Raw genomic sequence first — 14468 nt, 5'->3', positions numbered from 1 at the left:
TTGAAATTCTCCAGCCATCCGTCCAGGTACATGGCGCCCAATGACTTCCAAAAATAACTCTGCCACCGTGGTCCCCGACGTGTTGCCGACAGCACCTGTGGAAAAATCCCCAGGTTCAAAGTCATTGAGCAGCGCCCGCCCGCTGGCCACCCAGCAATACCTGTACTTCACCGAAACCAACACCGACCGCATCCTCGACAACCTCGACGGCCTGCGCGACATGGTGTTCCCACGCCTGCCCCAGCAGGAAGGCGACGGCGACCCGCGCAACGAGCAGGAATTTCCTTCGGTCTGCCTGATCGGTCTGGGGCGCTGCGGTTCGAACATCGCGCTGGACGTGGCCGAGCTGGTGTACAACGCGCGCAAGTTCTACCTGAATGAGTTCAGTAACGAAGACAAATCGGCGGACAAGGGCTACAGCCCGGCGCAGTGGATCCGCAACAACCTGCGCCTGGGCGGCGGCAAGGCCAGCAAGCCGGTGTTCCTGGTGGAACCGCTGGTGATGCTCGGCGACCTGGACAAGGACATCGCCGGGCGCATCCGCTTCTCGCGCAAGGGTGAAAAAAGCGGGTTCCTGCGCGACTACAGCAAAATGAAAATCATGGACCTGTCGGAGGTGCATGCCGGTGGCGCGGGTAACGCGCCGATCCTCGGCCAGTACCTGGCCAAGATCATCCTCAACAAAGATACCCAGCGCTTTTCCAGCCCCGACTGGAAAATGATCCACTCGTACCTGATCGACTCCTGCGGCATCAAGGCCAACCAGTCGCGCCTGTACTTCTCGATCTTCAGCGCCGGCGGCGGCACAGGTTCAGGCATGGCCTCGGAATTCGGCCTGGCCCAGCAACACTCGTACATGAACAAGACCTTCGACACCAAGCCCGCCGACGAGCATGACAGCAAGAGCGGCCACGCGTTTGTGTTCGAGCCGATCTTCACCAGCGGCATCTGCGTGCTGCCGAACATCTCCGACCACCGCAGCGAAATGTCCGAGGCACTGCATATCAACGCCGGGCGTTTGCTCTGCAAGTATCTGTCGGAAGAATGGGATTTCTCATACAACTTCGCCAATGAAGACAGCAGCGAGGCCAGCGTGAAGGGGCGAATCCGCCCATGGAACGCGATGATGCTGATCTCCAACGACATCATGCGCTACGCCGAAGAGAGCGATGACGGCAACATCCAGAACATTGACGTCAATGCCATGGAAAAACACGCCAATCAGTATATTTCCCAGCAGATCTTCAACATCCTCACCGCCCAGGCGGTGACCACCGACTACGACCAGAACTACTTCCGCCGCGCCGGTATCGACATCGGCGAGACCATCCGCCTGGATGCCAACGACCTGTTTATGAGTCTGGCCGGGCCGGTGGCGATTGCCTACGCCGAGTCGGTGGTGCCGGAAACCCCGGCGCCGTCCAACGACAAGTTCAAGGTGTTCGACAAAGAACCGCAGCGCCTGAACATCGACGACCTGTTCTTCCGCTCCATCGACCTGCCGCACTTCAACAAGGTCACCCAGGCCATCGAAGGCATCAGCTTGCTGCCGATTGAATCCAAGCGCTACAGAGCGTCCCTGGAGCAGTACAAGAACTCCGGCTACGACGCTGCGGCGTTGCACGACCTGCACTTCTTCAAGAACTGCTCGTCGGTGGTGTCGATCGTCTCGCTGCCCAAGGACTACAAACTGTCCTACATGGACCTCAACCGGCTCAAGACCCACCTCAACAGCCTGTTCCCCAATACCACGCTCAAGCGCTATGCCCTGGTGATCGGCGCCTCGGCCAACCTGTCGCTGACCACCTTGATCGCCAAGAGCCCATGCCTGTCGGACGACTTCCTGACCTTGATCGTGGCGTTTATCAAACGCTGCTTTGCGCGCAACCCATACCGCTTCGACGAGACGCTGGACAACTCGATCCTGGACTTCATCATCCACGAGGACTTCGACGAAGACCGCATCGACGAGTTGCTCAACGAGTTTGAAAACCCGGCGAAGATCCTCGATACCAACTGGTACGCGATCAAGCCGATGTATGAGAAGAAGTACCGCGAACTGATCAACGACAAAGAGAAATTCGTGTCGATCAATGACATCCGTCTGTCGCGGGACTGTGTGAAGAAGGCGATCAAGTACCTGCGCGAGATCTACCGTCACCGCATCGGCAAGACCAAGGTTATTTCGTTGAATAACCACACAGGTAAAACGGCCTGAGACCTTGAGACGGCGCCCATCGGCGCCGTCGTTGTTTCAGAGTGCCATGCGCTGGCGCAGGAAGGCCAGGATGGTTTGCTCATCAGCGGCGTTGGCAGGCCGGGGCAACTGCTGCGGCCAGACGACGTCCTTCGCGCTGAAGAACGTCTTCTGCTCGGCCTCGTCCCAGCGTCGTATCTCTTTATAGGCAGATTCCCACCAGCCATGTCGGCACACGTCGTAATACGGATGCTCCGGTGCGGAGCTGCCGTAGAGTAAATCGCGACCAACCCGTTTCATGTGTTTGCACTGATTGCGCAGTTGCCACTTGATGCGCAGGCGCTGCCAGGCCGATGGAATGGGTTTGACGCGCGGCACATCCAAGCAACGGGCGACCAAATCAGGGCTGAACGCTTCACCGTGCAGGCTGAAAAAGTACGCCTGCATGGCGTGGAAGAAACGTTTGTCGGCGTAGAAGTGGTGCACAAATTTCGTTGCCTCGCACACCTTGCTGCCGCGCATTGCAAAAGAAATCGCGATTTGCTCGATGGTGTGGATATCGAACGAGCCTTGGGTCCACTCGTCGATCAAGCCGATGGCAGTTTCGAGTAGCGGCACGTCACTCGCTCGAACACCACACAGGCCACTGTTGTAGAGCTTGAAGCTGTTGCCGGCGCAAATGCCATGTGCACGCAGGTGCTCGCCCAGCTTGAGGTAGTCGGGGCGTTTGCAGACGTAGCTCCAGTCGTATTCAAACTCGTCCATCACATACTGGCCGGGCGTGATCAACTCGAACACACGATGGGGCGACTTGAGGAACAGTGTGTCTGTGTCGACAAACAGGGTATGGTCCGCCAGCGTCACCCCATGGGCAATCGCGCAAGCCTTGCGGCGGTGGATGTAGCCGTTTTCACCCTGCCAGCGGGTCAGGGTCTGCTGATCCAGCTCAACAGTCTCAACCGGCCAGCCGGCGTAGTCCTGTGGGCGGTCGGTCATGACTCGGATACACAGCGATTCTCCACGCTTGAGCTGCGATAAGGCGGTGAGGATGCTGAACTTGGCCTCGCGCCGATAAACATCCTGTTCACCGTAGACAAGGTAGAGCAACTGTTAGGGCGTTTTCTCTAAGGGGGGCAGCGCTGACAGCATGACAAGCTCCATGTAACAAGCGGCGAACTTTACCGGAATCCATCGGCAATTCACCGTTTCACACAGATTTATCTGACAGGCACCCGCCGTTTATTCACACCAAGAAACAATTCACCCGCGCTTTTGGCCGCGAGAAAACTGTTCCCATGACGCGCACGTCACCCTGCGCTGTGACCTTTCTCTACGGCAACATGCCATCACGGCGCCAGCGGTTACTCCGCTACACACTTCCTTCGGCGAAAAACACGCACCTTTTTGGTGCCTAGCCTTCTTGTGCTGCCCTTTCCTGGATCAGAATCCACGGCGAAACCACCACCGCCCATAGGCTTGGATCACGTTCCACCAGGTCCAATGCCCGCGTCGCAGACACTTCGCCCAGGCTCCCCGAGGCCAGCCAGGAGGCGACTTTGTCACGGTTGTCCTCGGCCATTCCTTCGGCGGCCTCGATCAAATCCAGGCCGGCGTCGACCCACAATAGGGCACCCTTGGCAAAGAACGGTTCAAGCTCCTTCCAGGAAATTTCGGCGGTTTCACCGAGCAGCTTGGCATAGAGGGTGCTAGGTTCTTGCGTCATGGGAATTCACCTGAGTAAAAAATCGGCGCAATCATAACGTCGAGGCTTTCGCATAAAAAGCCAGGCAGAAAAACCCAGTTGCAAATGAGTCATCGATAGAAAGTGTCAGAAAAGCCAAGGATTGCCCGAAACTTTGGCATCAGCCCGCCGCGATTCTGTCTTTTTCTTTCATTTAAGCGACATGCCCGGGTTTTGCCCCCAGCAGCCAGCTTTTCAAGCGATCAACCGGCGCTCTACACTGTACCGGTACAGTTGCCAGGCCGCTGCCGGGGGGATGTCCGAGATATCCGATCCGGTTCTGCAGCTCACAAGGCCGCTAGAACTATAAAAAATACAACAGCAAGAGTGGAGCACTATGAATAAGGCTACTAAGCAGATTTCCAAACTGTTTGCCGCTATGGTCCTGGCTGGGGTTGCCGGCCATTCGTTTGCAGCCGACACCATCAAGATCGGCATCGCCGGCCCGAAGACCGGCCCGGTTACGCAATACGGCGACATGCAGTTCGTAGGCGCAAAACAAGCGATCAAAGACATCAATGCCAAGGGCGGCGTCGATGGCAAGATGCTTGAAGCCAAGGAATACGATGACGCTTGCGATCCAAAACAAGCCGTTGCCGTAGCCAACAAAGTGGTCAACGATGGCGTCAAGTTCGTGGTCGGTCACCTCTGCTCCAGCTCCACTCAGCCAGCGTCGGACATCTATGAAGACGAAGGCGTCATCATGATCACCCCGGCCGCTACCAGCCCGGACATCACCGCCCGTGGCTACAAGCTGGTCTTCCGCACCATCGGCCTGGACAGCGCCCAGGGCCCAGCGGCCGGCAACTACATCGCCGACCACGTGAAGCCGAAAGTCGTTGCCGTACTGCACGACAAACAGCAATACGGTGAAGGCATCGCCACCGCCGTCAAACAGACCCTTGAGAAGAAAGGCACCAAGGTTGCCGTCTTCGAAGGCCTGAACGCCGGCGACAAAGACTTCTCCTCGATCATCCAGAAGCTCAAGCAAGCCAACGTCGACTTCGTCTACTACGGCGGCTACCACCCAGAGCTGGGCCTGATCCTGCGCCAAGCCCAGGAAAAAGGCCTGAAAGCCAAGTTCATGGGTCCGGAAGGCGTCGGCAACGACTCCATCTCGCAAATCGCCCAAGGCGCTTCCGAAGGCCTGCTGGTCACCCTGCCGAAGTCGTTCGACGCCGAGCCTGAGAACAAGGCCATCGTTGACGCCATCAAGGCTGACGGCAAGGACCCAAGCGGCCCGTTCGTGTTCCCGGCCTACTCCGCCGTTGAGCTGATCGCCGGCGGTATCGCTGCCGCGAAGAGCGAAGACACCGCCAAAGTGGCAGCCGCCATCCACGCGGGCACGTTCAAGACCCCTACCGGCGACCTGAGCTTTGACGCCAAGGGCGACCTGAAGGACTTCAAGTTCGTGGTCTACGAATGGCACTTCGGCAAACCAAAAACCGAAGTTTCCCCTCAGTAAGCCAGGCGTTACTGGTCCAACAAGCCCACTGTGAAAGCAGTGGGCTTTGTTTTACGAGGTTTATGGGCCTGTCACCCGCGATCCGGGCGCTGGCTCACCTGAAAATCTTAAAACCGTCACCAGCGGTTCGCTGGCAAACGCTTCGTGCAAATGTGCTCATAGAACACAGCGCGGGGCCGGAACATGACTCCACCAGTGAAATGCGTATCGGGTTTTTAGGAGCGCTGTAATGCCTGAGATCTATCATTTTTTCCAACAGCTGGTTAATGGCCTGACCATTGGCAGCACCTATGCCTTGATAGCCATTGGCTACACAATGGTTTACGGCATCATTGGAATGATCAACTTCGCCCATGGCGAGGTGTACATGATTGGTTCCTACGTGGCCTTTATCGCCCTTGCCGGGCTGGCCATGATGGGGATCCACTCCCTGCCGCTGTTGATGACCGCCGCGTTTATCGCGTCAATCGTTGTAACCAGTGCCTACGGCTACAGTATCGAGCGTGTTGCCTATCGTCCCTTGCGTGGCAGCAACCGTTTGATCCCGTTGATTTCCGCCATCGGCATGTCGATTTTCCTACAGAACACCGTATTGCTGTCCCAGGATTCCAAGGATAAATCCATCCCCAACCTGATCCCTGGGAGCTTCTCCTTCGGCCCGGGCGGCGCGGAGGAAGTGCTGATTTCCTACATGCAGATCCTGGTCTTCGTCGTCACCCTGGTGGCCATGCTGGGCCTGACCCTGTTCATCTCCCGCTCCCGTCTGGGGCGCGCCTGCCGGGCCTGCGCCGAAGACATCAAGATGGCCAACCTGCTGGGCATCAATACCAACAACATCATCGCCCTGACCTTCGTGATCGGTGCCGCGCTGGCAGCGGTCGCGGCGGTGCTGCTGAGCATGCAGTACGGCGTGATCAACCCCAACGCCGGTTTCCTGGTAGGCCTCAAGGCCTTTACCGCAGCGGTATTGGGCGGCATCGGCAGTATCCCGGGCGCGATGCTCGGTGGCCTGGTGCTGGGTGTGGCCGAAGCCTTTGGCGCCGACATCTTCGGCGACCAGTACAAGGACGTCGTGGCGTTCGGCCTGTTGGTTCTGGTGCTGTTGTTCCGTCCGACCGGCATTCTGGGCCGTCCGGAGGTTGAGAAAGTATGAGCAGATATCTTAAATCGGCGTTCTTCAGCGCCCTGCTGGTGTGGGCCGTGGCCTTTCCGGTACTCGGCCTCAAGCTGAGCATTGTCGGCATCAACCTGGAAGTGCATGGCACCGGTCCCGTGACCCTGACCATCATCGCCTTGTGTTCGGTGCTGATGTTCCTGCGCGTGTTGTTCACCCAACAGGTCGGTGCCTTGTTCAAGGGCAACCGTGGGCCGTTGGTATCGCCCAAGGTCAGCCAATTCCTGACCCTGCCGCGTACCCAGCGCTACATCATCATCGCGTTGATCATCGCCGCATTGATCTGGCCGTTCTTCGGCTCGCGCGGCGCCGTCGACATCGCCACCCTGATCCTGATCTACGTGTTGCTGGGCCTGGGCCTGAACATCGTGGTGGGCCTGGCCGGTCTGCTCGACCTCGGTTATGTGGGTTTCTATGCGGTGGGTGCCTACACCTACGCGCTGCTCTCGCACTACCTGGGCTGGAGCTTCTGGATCTGCCTGCCACTGGCGGGCATGGCGGCGGCGACGTTCGGCTTCCTGCTGGGCTTCCCGGTATTGCGCTTGCGCGGTGACTACCTGGCGATCGTGACCTTGGGCTTCGGGGAAATCATCCGACTGTTCCTGCGTAACCTGACCGACATCACCGGTGGCCCGAACGGCATCAGCAGCATCCCCAAGCCGACCTTCTTCGGGCTGTCGTTCGACCGCAGCGCCGCAGAAGGCATGCAGACCTTCCACGAGTATTTCGGGATCGACTACAACCCGGTAAGCAAAGTGGTGTTCCTGTACCTGGTGGCGCTGTTGCTGGCGTTGGCGGCCTTGTTCGTGATCAACCGTTTGCTACGCATGCCGATCGGCCGTGCGTGGGAAGCGTTGCGCGAAGATGAGATCGCCTGCCGTGCCCTGGGCCTGAACCCGACCATCATCAAGCTCTCCGCCTTCACCCTGGGTGCTGCGTTCGCCGGTTTCGCCGGCAGCTTCTTCGCCGCGCGCCAAGGCCTGGTCACCCCGGAGTCGTTCACCTTTATCGAGTCGGCGATCATCCTCGCCATCGTGGTACTGGGTGGCATGGGCTCGCAGTTGGGCGTCATTCTGGCGGCAATCGTGATGATCCTGCTGCCGGAAATGATGCGTGAGTTCAGCGAATACCGCATGTTGATGTTCGGCGCCATGATGGTGCTGATGATGATCTGGCGTCCTCAAGGCCTGCTCCCTATGCAACGTCCACACATGGAGCTGCGCAAATGAGCCGCGAGATCCTGAAGGTTGAAAACTTGAGCATGCGCTTCGGCGGCTTGCTGGCGGTCAACGGCGTGGCCCTGACCGTGAAAGAGAAACAGGTGGTCGCATTGATCGGCCCCAACGGCGCCGGCAAGACCACGGTGTTCAACTGCCTCACCGGTTTCTACAAGCCGAGCGGTGGCAGCATCCTGCTGGACGGCCAGCCGATCCAGGGCCTGGCCGGTCACGAGATCGCCCGCAAGGGCGTGGTGCGGACCTTCCAGAACGTGCGCCTGTTCAAGGACATGACAGCGGTCGAGAACCTGCTGATCGCCCAGCACCGTCACTTGAACACCAACTTCCTGGCGGGCCTGTTCAAGACCCCGGCGTTCCGCAAGAGCGAGCGCGAGGCCATGGAATTTGCCGCGTACTGGCTGGACAAGGTCAACCTGACCGAGTTCGCCAACCGCCCTGCCGGCACCCTGGCCTATGGTCAGCAACGTCGCCTGGAAATCGCCCGTTGCATGATGACCCGTCCGCGCATCCTCATGCTCGACGAACCGGCTGCCGGCCTGAACCCCAAGGAAACCGAAGACCTCAAGGCGCTGATCAGTGTGCTGCGTGAGGAACACAACGTCACCGTGCTGTTGATCGAACACGACATGAAACTGGTCATGAGCATTTCCGATCACATCGTGGTGATCAACCAGGGCACGCCGCTGGCCGACGGGACGCCGGAGCAGATCCGCGACAACCCGGAAGTGATCAAAGCCTATTTGGGGGAAGCGTAAAATGCTGCAATTCGAAAACGTTTCCACTTTCTACGGCAAGATCCAGGCCCTGCACAGCGTCAACGTGGAAGTGCGCCAAGGTGAGATCGTCACGCTGATCGGCGCCAACGGTGCCGGCAAGTCGACCTTGCTGATGACCCTGTGCGGTTCGCCGCAAGCCCACAGCGGCAGCATCCGCTACATGGGTGAGGAACTGGTGGGCCTGCAATCGTCGCAGATCATGCGCAAAAGCATCGCGGTGGTGCCGGAAGGTCGTCGGGTATTTTCCCGCCTGACCGTGGAAGAGAACCTGGCCATGGGCGGGTTCTTTACCGACAAGGGCGACTTCCAGGAACAGATGGACAAGGTGCTGCACCTTTTCCCTCGGCTCAAGGAGCGCTTCAGCCAGCGCGGCGGCACCATGTCCGGCGGCGAGCAGCAAATGCTCGCCATCGGTCGGGCGCTGATGAGCAAGCCCAAGTTGCTGCTGCTCGACGAACCGTCCCTGGGCCTGGCACCGATCATCATCCAGCAGATCTTCGACATCATCGAACAGCTGCGCAAGGACGGTGTAACGGTGTTCCTGGTGGAGCAGAACGCCAACCAGGCCCTGAAAATCGCCGACCGTGCCTATGTGCTGGAGAACGGCCGGGTGGTGATGGAAGGTTCGGGTGAGCAATTGCTGACCGATCCCAAGGTGCGTGAGGCGTACCTGGGCGGTTAACCACCGGTTGCAGCACGAACCGGGTCAAAAAATGTGGGAGCGGGCTTGCTCGCGAATGCGGTGGATCAGCCAAGTATCTGTTGGCTGGCACGCCGCTTTCGCGAGCAAGCCCGCTCCCACATTTGCGTTGTGTGTTTCTTTGAATCCGATGAGACCCGAAATTATTTTTGGTGGGTTTGTAACGGATCCCCCCCTCCTGTCTCTAGTGGTGCAAGCAGGCAATCAAGCCCGCCAACTCAACCCACTGCTGGAGATTCACCATGACCACCAAACTGTCCGCTGCCACCCTCGTCCTGGCCCTCGGTTCCGCCCTGAGCCTGTCCGCGCTGACCACCACCGCCCACGCCGCTGACGATATGCAGAAATGTTTCGGCGTCGCTGAAGCCGGTAAAAACGACTGTGCCGCAGGCGCTGGCACGTCCTGCGCTGGCACCTCGAAAACCAAGGACCAGGCCAACGCCTGGAAGCTGGTTCCCGCTGGCACCTGCACCCAAACCCCAAGCTCCACCTCGCCGACCGGTTTCGGCCAGGAAGCGGCCTTCACCGCCAAGTCCTGAAACCCTGGGCCGCCTGAGTACTGATGATGATTCTTTCATCCCTGCACCCCGCCTCCCAGGCTCAGGCGCCCGGCCTTCCGCGCCGGGCCGGGCTGGGGCTCAAGCACGAGCACTTGAGCGAAGTGCTTGAGACCACCCCCGACATCGGTTTTTTTGAAGTGCACGCCGAAAACTACATGGTCGCCGGCGGGCCCTTTCATCACTACCTGGGATTGATCCGCGCGCAGTACCCGCTGTCGTTGCACGGCGTGGGCCTATCCATCGGCGGCGAAGGCCCCCTGGACCCTGCGCACCTGGCACGCCTGGCCACGCTGATCGAGCGCTATCAACCCCAGTCCTTTTCCGAACACCTGGCCTGGTCGAGCCATGGCCCGGTGTTTCTCCATGACCTGCTGCCCCTGGCCTACGACGCCGCCACCCTCAAGCGTGTGTGCGAACATGTTGACCAGGTCCAAAGCGCGCTCAAGCGCCCGATGCTGCTGGAGAATCCGTCGACCTACCTGCAATTCCAGCGCTCGACCCTGGACGAGACCGACTTCATCAGCGAAATCGTCCGCCGCACCGGCTGTGGTTTGTTGCTGGACGTCAACAACGTCTACGTGTCGTGCATCAATCACCAGCGCGAGCCACTGGCCTACATAGACGCGTTACCGCTGCACGCCGTCGGTGAGATTCATCTGGCCGGTTTTGCCGAAGACACTGACAGCCTCGGCGAACGCCTACTGATCGATGATCACGGCGCGCCCATCGATAACGCCGTATGGCAGTTGTACGAAAGTGTACTGACACGCACCGGACCGGTCGCCACATTGATCGAACGCGACAATCAGGTACCGGCCTTCAGCGTGCTGCAAGCCGAAGCCCGGCACGCGGACTGGCACCTGTCGCAGGTCAGCCCATGAGCCTGCACGCCGATTTTGCCGCCGCCTTGCTGGCCCCCGAAGCGACCTGCCCCGACGGCCTGTTCAGCCGTAACGGCGCCGACCCCGCCAGCCGCTTCGCGGTGTATCGCAACAATGTACACAGCGCGTTGATCAACGCGCTGGCCACCGCGTACCCCGTGACCCTGCAACTGGTGGGCGACAGGTTTTTCCGCGCCATGGCCGGCCTCTACCTACAGAGCTGCCCACCCACCAGCCCGTTGATGTGCGAGTACGGCAGTACGCTCGCCGACTTCATCCAGGGTTTCGAACCGGCGGCCAGCGTGCCCTACCTGGCGGATATGGCACGGCTGGAACGCTTGCGGGTCTGCGCGTATCACGCGGCCGACCATGCGCCGCTGGCCCCTCAAGCGCTACTCCAGGCCCTGCAAGGCCAAGCCGACCTGGGGGCGCTGCGCGTGCAACTGCATCCGTCCGTGACCACGCTGGCTAGCGCGTATGCGCTGGTGGCGATGTGGGCCGCGCATCAGGCAGAGGGTGGCGTAGGCACCCTGGACCCCTGGCATGCCCAGAGTGCCCTTGTATTGCGCCAAGGCCTGGAGGTCAAGGTGTTCGCCATCGACCCTGGATCGCTGGCCTTTATCGACCGCCTGGGCCACGGCTTGCCTTTGCAGAGGGCCGTGGAGTGCGCCCTGGAGGCCAACGCTGAATTCGACCTGCACCAATGCCTGACGCTGCTGATCAGCCACCAGGCCATCATTCATTTGCATCTGGACCAAAAGGTATCGCCATGAACACCTCCGCACCGTGCCTGGTAAGACGGGTCATTCAACTATTCGAAAAAATCCCCTACAGCCTGATCGCCTTCATCGCACGGTTTTCCATCGCCGCGGTGTTCTGGAAATCCGGGCAAACCAAGGTCGAGGGCTTTGCCGTGGACCTGATCGGCGGCACCTTCGAGCTGGGTGAGCCACGCCTGGCCGCGTCGACCTTGCCGCTGTTTCGCAGCGAATACCACGTGCCGTTGCTGTCGCCGGAGGTGGCCGCACATATGGCGGCGTTTGCCGAGCATTTTTTCCCGGTGCTGATTCTAGTCGGGTTCGCCACGCGATTCTCGGCCCTGGCGCTGATCGGCATGACCCTGGTCATTCAGCTCTTCGTCTACCCGGACGCCTACCCGACCCACGGCACCTGGATCGCCGTGCTGTTGCTGCTGGTGGCCAAGGGACCGGGGCGCTTGTCCATCGACCAGTTGATCGCCCGCCGCTACCACTAAAGCCGGTCGAGGGCCTCGCCGCTGCGCTTGAACCAGTCCACCAGGTAATCGGCCAACACTTGAGTGCGACGCGGCAGGCCGCCTTGATAGGGATGCACCAAGTACATCGGCATGCTCCGCGTCTGAAAGTCGCGCAGGAGCAAGCGCAAGCGCCCGTCAGCCAATTCCGCGGGTAAGACGTAGGACGGCAGACGGGCAATACCAGCCCCGACCAGCGCAGCCTTTTTCAACAGGTTGTAATGATTGGAGGCGAAGGTGCCACTGACCCGCACCCGCAATAACTCGTGCTGCTGGTGGTACAGCCACTCTTCGCGGCCGCTGTAGTGACTGTTGAGCAGGCAGGTGTGGCGGGCCAGATCCGCCGGGGTCTGCGGCTCGCCATGCTGCTCCAGGTAAGCCGGGCTGGCGCAGGTCATCTCATGCCAGGCCAGCAATGGCTTGGCCACCAGGCGCGCGTTTTCGATGGCACCGGAACGCACCCCCAAATCGAAGCCATCCCGCGCCAGATCGCGATAGTTGTTGTTCAGCTCCAGCTCGAGCTGAACTTGCGGGTAGTGCTTGGAAAACTCCAGTAACAAGCCATCAAAGAAGGTTTCGCCCAACGACACCGGAACCGTCATACGCACCGGTCCGACAAGATCGTCTTTGAGCCGCGCCAATGCCTGACGGGCGCGGTCGACCTGGACCACCAGCGCCTGGGCTTGGGGCAGCAGCGCCGCGCCGGCCGCGGTGAGGCTGAGCTTGCGCGTGGTGCGATGCAGCAACACGACCGAGTACTGCGTTTCCAACTGGCTGATGCGCTTGGACAGTTGCCCCTTGCTACAGCCCAACTGCTCCGCCGCCACGGTGAAACTGCCGGCTTCGATCAACACGGCAAAGGCCGCCAGGTCATCCATCTCGCTCATGGATTGTTTCCAAAATAAAACCAAAGGTTGCCTATTAGCACGTTTATCCAGGGAAAAAGCCACTCTAGACTGAACCCTCACTTACCCCCACTGGAGGAACAGCACCATGAAAATCCTATTGATTGGCGCCAGCGGTACCGTCGGCTCGGCAGTCAAGAGCGAACTGGCGCAGCGTCACGAAGTGATCAGCATCGGCCGCACCAGCGGTGACTTTCAGGTGGACATCAGCGACAGCGCCTCAATCCGCAAGCTGTTCGAGCAGACCGGCAAGTTCGACGCGCTGGTCTGCGCCGCCGGCAGCGTGAAGTTCGCGGCACTGGGTGAAATGAGCGACGCCGACTTTGAACTGGGCCTGCGCGACAAACTGATGGGCCAGGTCAACCTGCTGCTGATCGGCCGCGAGTACGCCAACGACGGCGCGTCGTTCACCTTTACCAGCGGCATCCTCAACCGCGACCCGATCCGCACGGGGGCATCGGCGGCGCTGGTCAACGGTGCGCTGGATGCGTTCGTCAAAGCAGCGGCAATCGAATTGCCACGGGGTCTGCGCGTCAATTCTGTAAGTCCTACGGTACTGGTGGAAGCGATGGGCAGCTACGCGCCTTACTTCCGCGGCTTCAAACCGGCGGCGGGGGCAGATGTGGCGTTGGCCTACGCCAAAAGCGTCGAGGGCTTGCAGACCGGTCAGACCTTTATCGTGGGCTGACCTTAACGTCTGTCAGAATCGCCTGAAGCTGGCAGGCGGGCTTGTGATGCGGCGCCAGCCTGCGTAACGTGGCGGCACTTGTCTGGAGACCCTCTATGCGTGCCGCTCGTACCCTTGCCCTGTTTGCCCTGCTCCCCCTGTTCGCCGCCTGCCAGATGTTCGAAGGCGAGCCGGCCAAGCCGTCGACTGCCGGCCTGACCCGCATGCAGGGCGAACTCACGGCGGTCAACGGCAAGCTGCTGTTCCAGCCGTGCAACGACCAACGCAACTACGTGGTCAACGACACCGGCGGCACCAGCGTCCTGCAGGAAGCCGCCTCCCTGGCCGGCCAGCAAGGCACCTTGTTCGCCGACCTGCGTGGCAAGTTCTCCGGCGTGGCCAGCGGCACCCAGGGCAGCGTCGACCTGCAACAGCTCTACCGCGTGGAGCGTTCGACCTCGGCCTGCAACGACCCGGACTTCAAGCGCATGATCCTGCGCGCCAACGGCCACAAGCCGGCCTGGGCGATGAATGTCACGGCCAAGGGCATGGTGCTGGAGCGCGAAGGCCAGCCGCCACTGGCGGTGCCGTATGTGGAAGAACAGATCGGCGATGGCCGTTTCAACCTGATGACCGAAGCCAACAACCAGCACGTCGAACTGTGGGTAGCCCCGCAACGTTGCGTGGACAGCGTCAGCGGCAGCCTGCAACACATGACCGCCGAATTGCGCGTCAACGGCCAGGTGCAACGCGGTTGCGCGGCGTTTGGCGGCTCGCGCGACGACTGACGCCGCCCTGGGCTGTTTTAACATGACGGAAAATGTCCATTGGGGCTTATAATCGCCGGTTTGCAAAACAGCCGGCCTCTTTGCCCGCCGCCTACCGGATCCC

15 protein-coding genes are annotated in these 14468 nt (G+C 60.3%); 12 read left to right on the top strand and 3 right to left on the bottom strand.

What is annotated here, in order from left to right; genetic code table 11:
- Nucleotides 1–40: 40 nt before the first annotated feature.
- A complete protein-coding gene (locus LIY36_RS26255; RefSeq protein ID WP_192299296.1) occupies nucleotides 41–2218 on the top strand; it encodes a hypothetical protein in 2178 nt (725 codons plus the stop codon).
- Nucleotides 2219–2254: 36 nt separating this feature from the next.
- Here LIY36_RS26255 and LIY36_RS26250 read toward each other — a convergent pair whose 3' ends face one another.
- Together LIY36_RS26250 and LIY36_RS26245 are read right to left on the bottom strand one after the other, a co-directional pair.
- Nucleotides 2255–3304, bottom strand: a complete 1050-nt coding sequence (locus tag LIY36_RS26250; protein WP_226457701.1) for a hypothetical protein — start codon at nucleotides 3302–3304, stop codon at nucleotides 2255–2257.
- A gap of 304 nt (nucleotides 3305–3608) precedes the next feature.
- Complete coding sequence (locus LIY36_RS26245) at nucleotides 3609–3920, bottom strand: DUF2288 domain-containing protein (RefSeq protein WP_226457700.1); 312 nt, start codon at nucleotides 3918–3920, stop codon at nucleotides 3609–3611.
- Between the two features lie 355 nt (nucleotides 3921–4275).
- Between LIY36_RS26245 and LIY36_RS26240 the strand changes: the two genes are divergently transcribed.
- The 9 genes from LIY36_RS26240 to LIY36_RS26200 all read left to right on the top strand — a co-directional run bounded on the left by LIY36_RS26240 (nucleotide 4276) and on the right by LIY36_RS26200 (nucleotide 11987).
- Complete coding sequence (locus LIY36_RS26240; protein WP_226457699.1) at nucleotides 4276–5403, top strand: branched-chain amino acid ABC transporter substrate-binding protein; 1128 nt, start codon at nucleotides 4276–4278, stop codon at nucleotides 5401–5403.
- 229 nt (nucleotides 5404–5632) lie between these two features.
- Nucleotides 5633–6556 carry a high-affinity branched-chain amino acid ABC transporter permease LivH gene (livH, locus tag LIY36_RS26235; RefSeq protein WP_060753800.1) on the top strand — a complete coding sequence of 308 codons (924 nt, stop codon included), beginning with the start codon at nucleotides 5633–5635 and terminating at the stop codon, nucleotides 6554–6556.
- The gene (locus tag LIY36_RS26230; RefSeq protein ID WP_192299299.1) at nucleotides 6553–7806 is read left to right on the top strand and encodes a high-affinity branched-chain amino acid ABC transporter permease LivM; all 1254 of its coding nucleotides are present in this window, start codon (nucleotides 6553–6555) and stop codon (nucleotides 7804–7806) included. The genes livH and LIY36_RS26230 overlap by 4 nt, the downstream gene beginning before the upstream one ends.
- A complete protein-coding gene (livG, locus tag LIY36_RS26225) occupies nucleotides 7803–8570 on the top strand; it encodes a high-affinity branched-chain amino acid ABC transporter ATP-binding protein LivG (protein WP_017735934.1) in 768 nt (255 codons plus the stop codon). The genes LIY36_RS26230 and livG overlap by 4 nt, the downstream gene beginning before the upstream one ends.
- Nucleotide 8571: 1 nt before the next feature.
- On the top strand, nucleotides 8572–9273 hold the full coding sequence (locus LIY36_RS26220; RefSeq protein ID WP_017735935.1) for an ABC transporter ATP-binding protein: 702 nt from the start codon (nucleotides 8572–8574) through the stop codon (nucleotides 9271–9273).
- A 260-nt stretch (nucleotides 9274–9533) separates the two neighbouring features.
- The gene (locus LIY36_RS26215) at nucleotides 9534–9830 is read left to right on the top strand and encodes a BufA1 family periplasmic bufferin-type metallophore (RefSeq protein ID WP_024073886.1); all 297 of its coding nucleotides are present in this window, start codon (nucleotides 9534–9536) and stop codon (nucleotides 9828–9830) included.
- 23 nt (nucleotides 9831–9853) lie between these two features.
- Nucleotides 9854–10732, top strand: a complete 879-nt coding sequence (bufB, locus tag LIY36_RS26210; RefSeq protein WP_192299301.1) for an MNIO family bufferin maturase — start codon at nucleotides 9854–9856, stop codon at nucleotides 10730–10732.
- Nucleotides 10729–11505 carry an HvfC/BufC N-terminal domain-containing protein gene (locus LIY36_RS26205; RefSeq protein WP_226457698.1) on the top strand — a complete coding sequence of 259 codons (777 nt, stop codon included), beginning with the start codon at nucleotides 10729–10731 and terminating at the stop codon, nucleotides 11503–11505. The genes bufB and LIY36_RS26205 overlap by 4 nt, the downstream gene beginning before the upstream one ends.
- A complete protein-coding gene (locus LIY36_RS26200) occupies nucleotides 11502–11987 on the top strand; it encodes a DoxX family protein (protein ID WP_226457697.1) in 486 nt (161 codons plus the stop codon). Before LIY36_RS26205 ends, LIY36_RS26200 begins: the two co-directional genes overlap by 4 nt.
- On the opposite strand, the gene LIY36_RS26195 is transcribed toward LIY36_RS26200, so the two are convergent.
- Entirely contained in the window at nucleotides 11984–12892 is a 909-nt protein-coding gene (locus LIY36_RS26195; protein ID WP_226457696.1) for a LysR family transcriptional regulator, read from the bottom strand. The two genes, LIY36_RS26200 and LIY36_RS26195, sit on opposite strands and share 4 nt — an antisense overlap.
- Before the next feature lie 106 nt (nucleotides 12893–12998).
- Between LIY36_RS26195 and LIY36_RS26190 the strand changes: the two genes are divergently transcribed.
- Together LIY36_RS26190 and LIY36_RS26185 are read left to right on the top strand one after the other, a co-directional pair.
- A complete protein-coding gene (locus LIY36_RS26190; RefSeq protein WP_226457695.1) occupies nucleotides 12999–13598 on the top strand; it encodes a short chain dehydrogenase in 600 nt (199 codons plus the stop codon).
- Between the two features lie 95 nt (nucleotides 13599–13693).
- Complete coding sequence (locus tag LIY36_RS26185) at nucleotides 13694–14365, top strand: COG3650 family protein (RefSeq protein ID WP_226457694.1); 672 nt, start codon at nucleotides 13694–13696, stop codon at nucleotides 14363–14365.
- Nucleotides 14366–14468 lie beyond the last annotated feature (103 nt).

Origin of the sequence: Pseudomonas sp. AF03-9 (assembly GCF_020515815.1) — a bacterium.
Classification (GTDB): domain Bacteria; phylum Pseudomonadota; class Gammaproteobacteria; order Pseudomonadales; family Pseudomonadaceae; genus Aquipseudomonas.
Note: the sequence above shows the minus strand (reverse complement) of the source record. Positions and strands in the feature narration are given on the sequence as shown.

Bases quoted from the DNA above. Each gene is read 5' to 3' on its own strand.
- LIY36_RS26255 (WP_192299296.1), top strand. From the start codon at position 41: ATGACTTCCAAAAATAACTCTGCCACCGTGGTCCCCGACGTGTTGCCG.
- LIY36_RS26245 (WP_226457700.1), bottom strand. From the start codon at position 3,920: ATGACGCAAGAACCTAGCACCCTCTATGCCAAGCTGCTCGGTGAAACC.
- LIY36_RS26240 (WP_226457699.1), top strand. From the start codon at position 4,276: ATGAATAAGGCTACTAAGCAGATTTCCAAACTGTTTGCCGCTATGGTC.
- livH (WP_060753800.1), top strand. From the start codon at position 5,633: ATGCCTGAGATCTATCATTTTTTCCAACAGCTGGTTAATGGCCTGACC.
- LIY36_RS26230 (WP_192299299.1), top strand. From the start codon at position 6,553: ATGAGCAGATATCTTAAATCGGCGTTCTTCAGCGCCCTGCTGGTGTGG.
- livG (WP_017735934.1), top strand. From the start codon at position 7,803: ATGAGCCGCGAGATCCTGAAGGTTGAAAACTTGAGCATGCGCTTCGGC.
- LIY36_RS26220 (WP_017735935.1), top strand. From the start codon at position 8,572: ATGCTGCAATTCGAAAACGTTTCCACTTTCTACGGCAAGATCCAGGCC.
- LIY36_RS26215 (WP_024073886.1), top strand. From the start codon at position 9,534: ATGACCACCAAACTGTCCGCTGCCACCCTCGTCCTGGCCCTCGGTTCC.
- bufB (WP_192299301.1), top strand. From the start codon at position 9,854: ATGATGATTCTTTCATCCCTGCACCCCGCCTCCCAGGCTCAGGCGCCC.
- LIY36_RS26205 (WP_226457698.1), top strand. From the start codon at position 10,729: ATGAGCCTGCACGCCGATTTTGCCGCCGCCTTGCTGGCCCCCGAAGCG.
- LIY36_RS26200 (WP_226457697.1), top strand. From the start codon at position 11,502: ATGAACACCTCCGCACCGTGCCTGGTAAGACGGGTCATTCAACTATTC.
- LIY36_RS26195 (WP_226457696.1), bottom strand. From the start codon at position 12,892: ATGAGCGAGATGGATGACCTGGCGGCCTTTGCCGTGTTGATCGAAGCC.
- LIY36_RS26190 (WP_226457695.1), top strand. From the start codon at position 12,999: ATGAAAATCCTATTGATTGGCGCCAGCGGTACCGTCGGCTCGGCAGTC.
- LIY36_RS26185 (WP_226457694.1), top strand. From the start codon at position 13,694: ATGCGTGCCGCTCGTACCCTTGCCCTGTTTGCCCTGCTCCCCCTGTTC.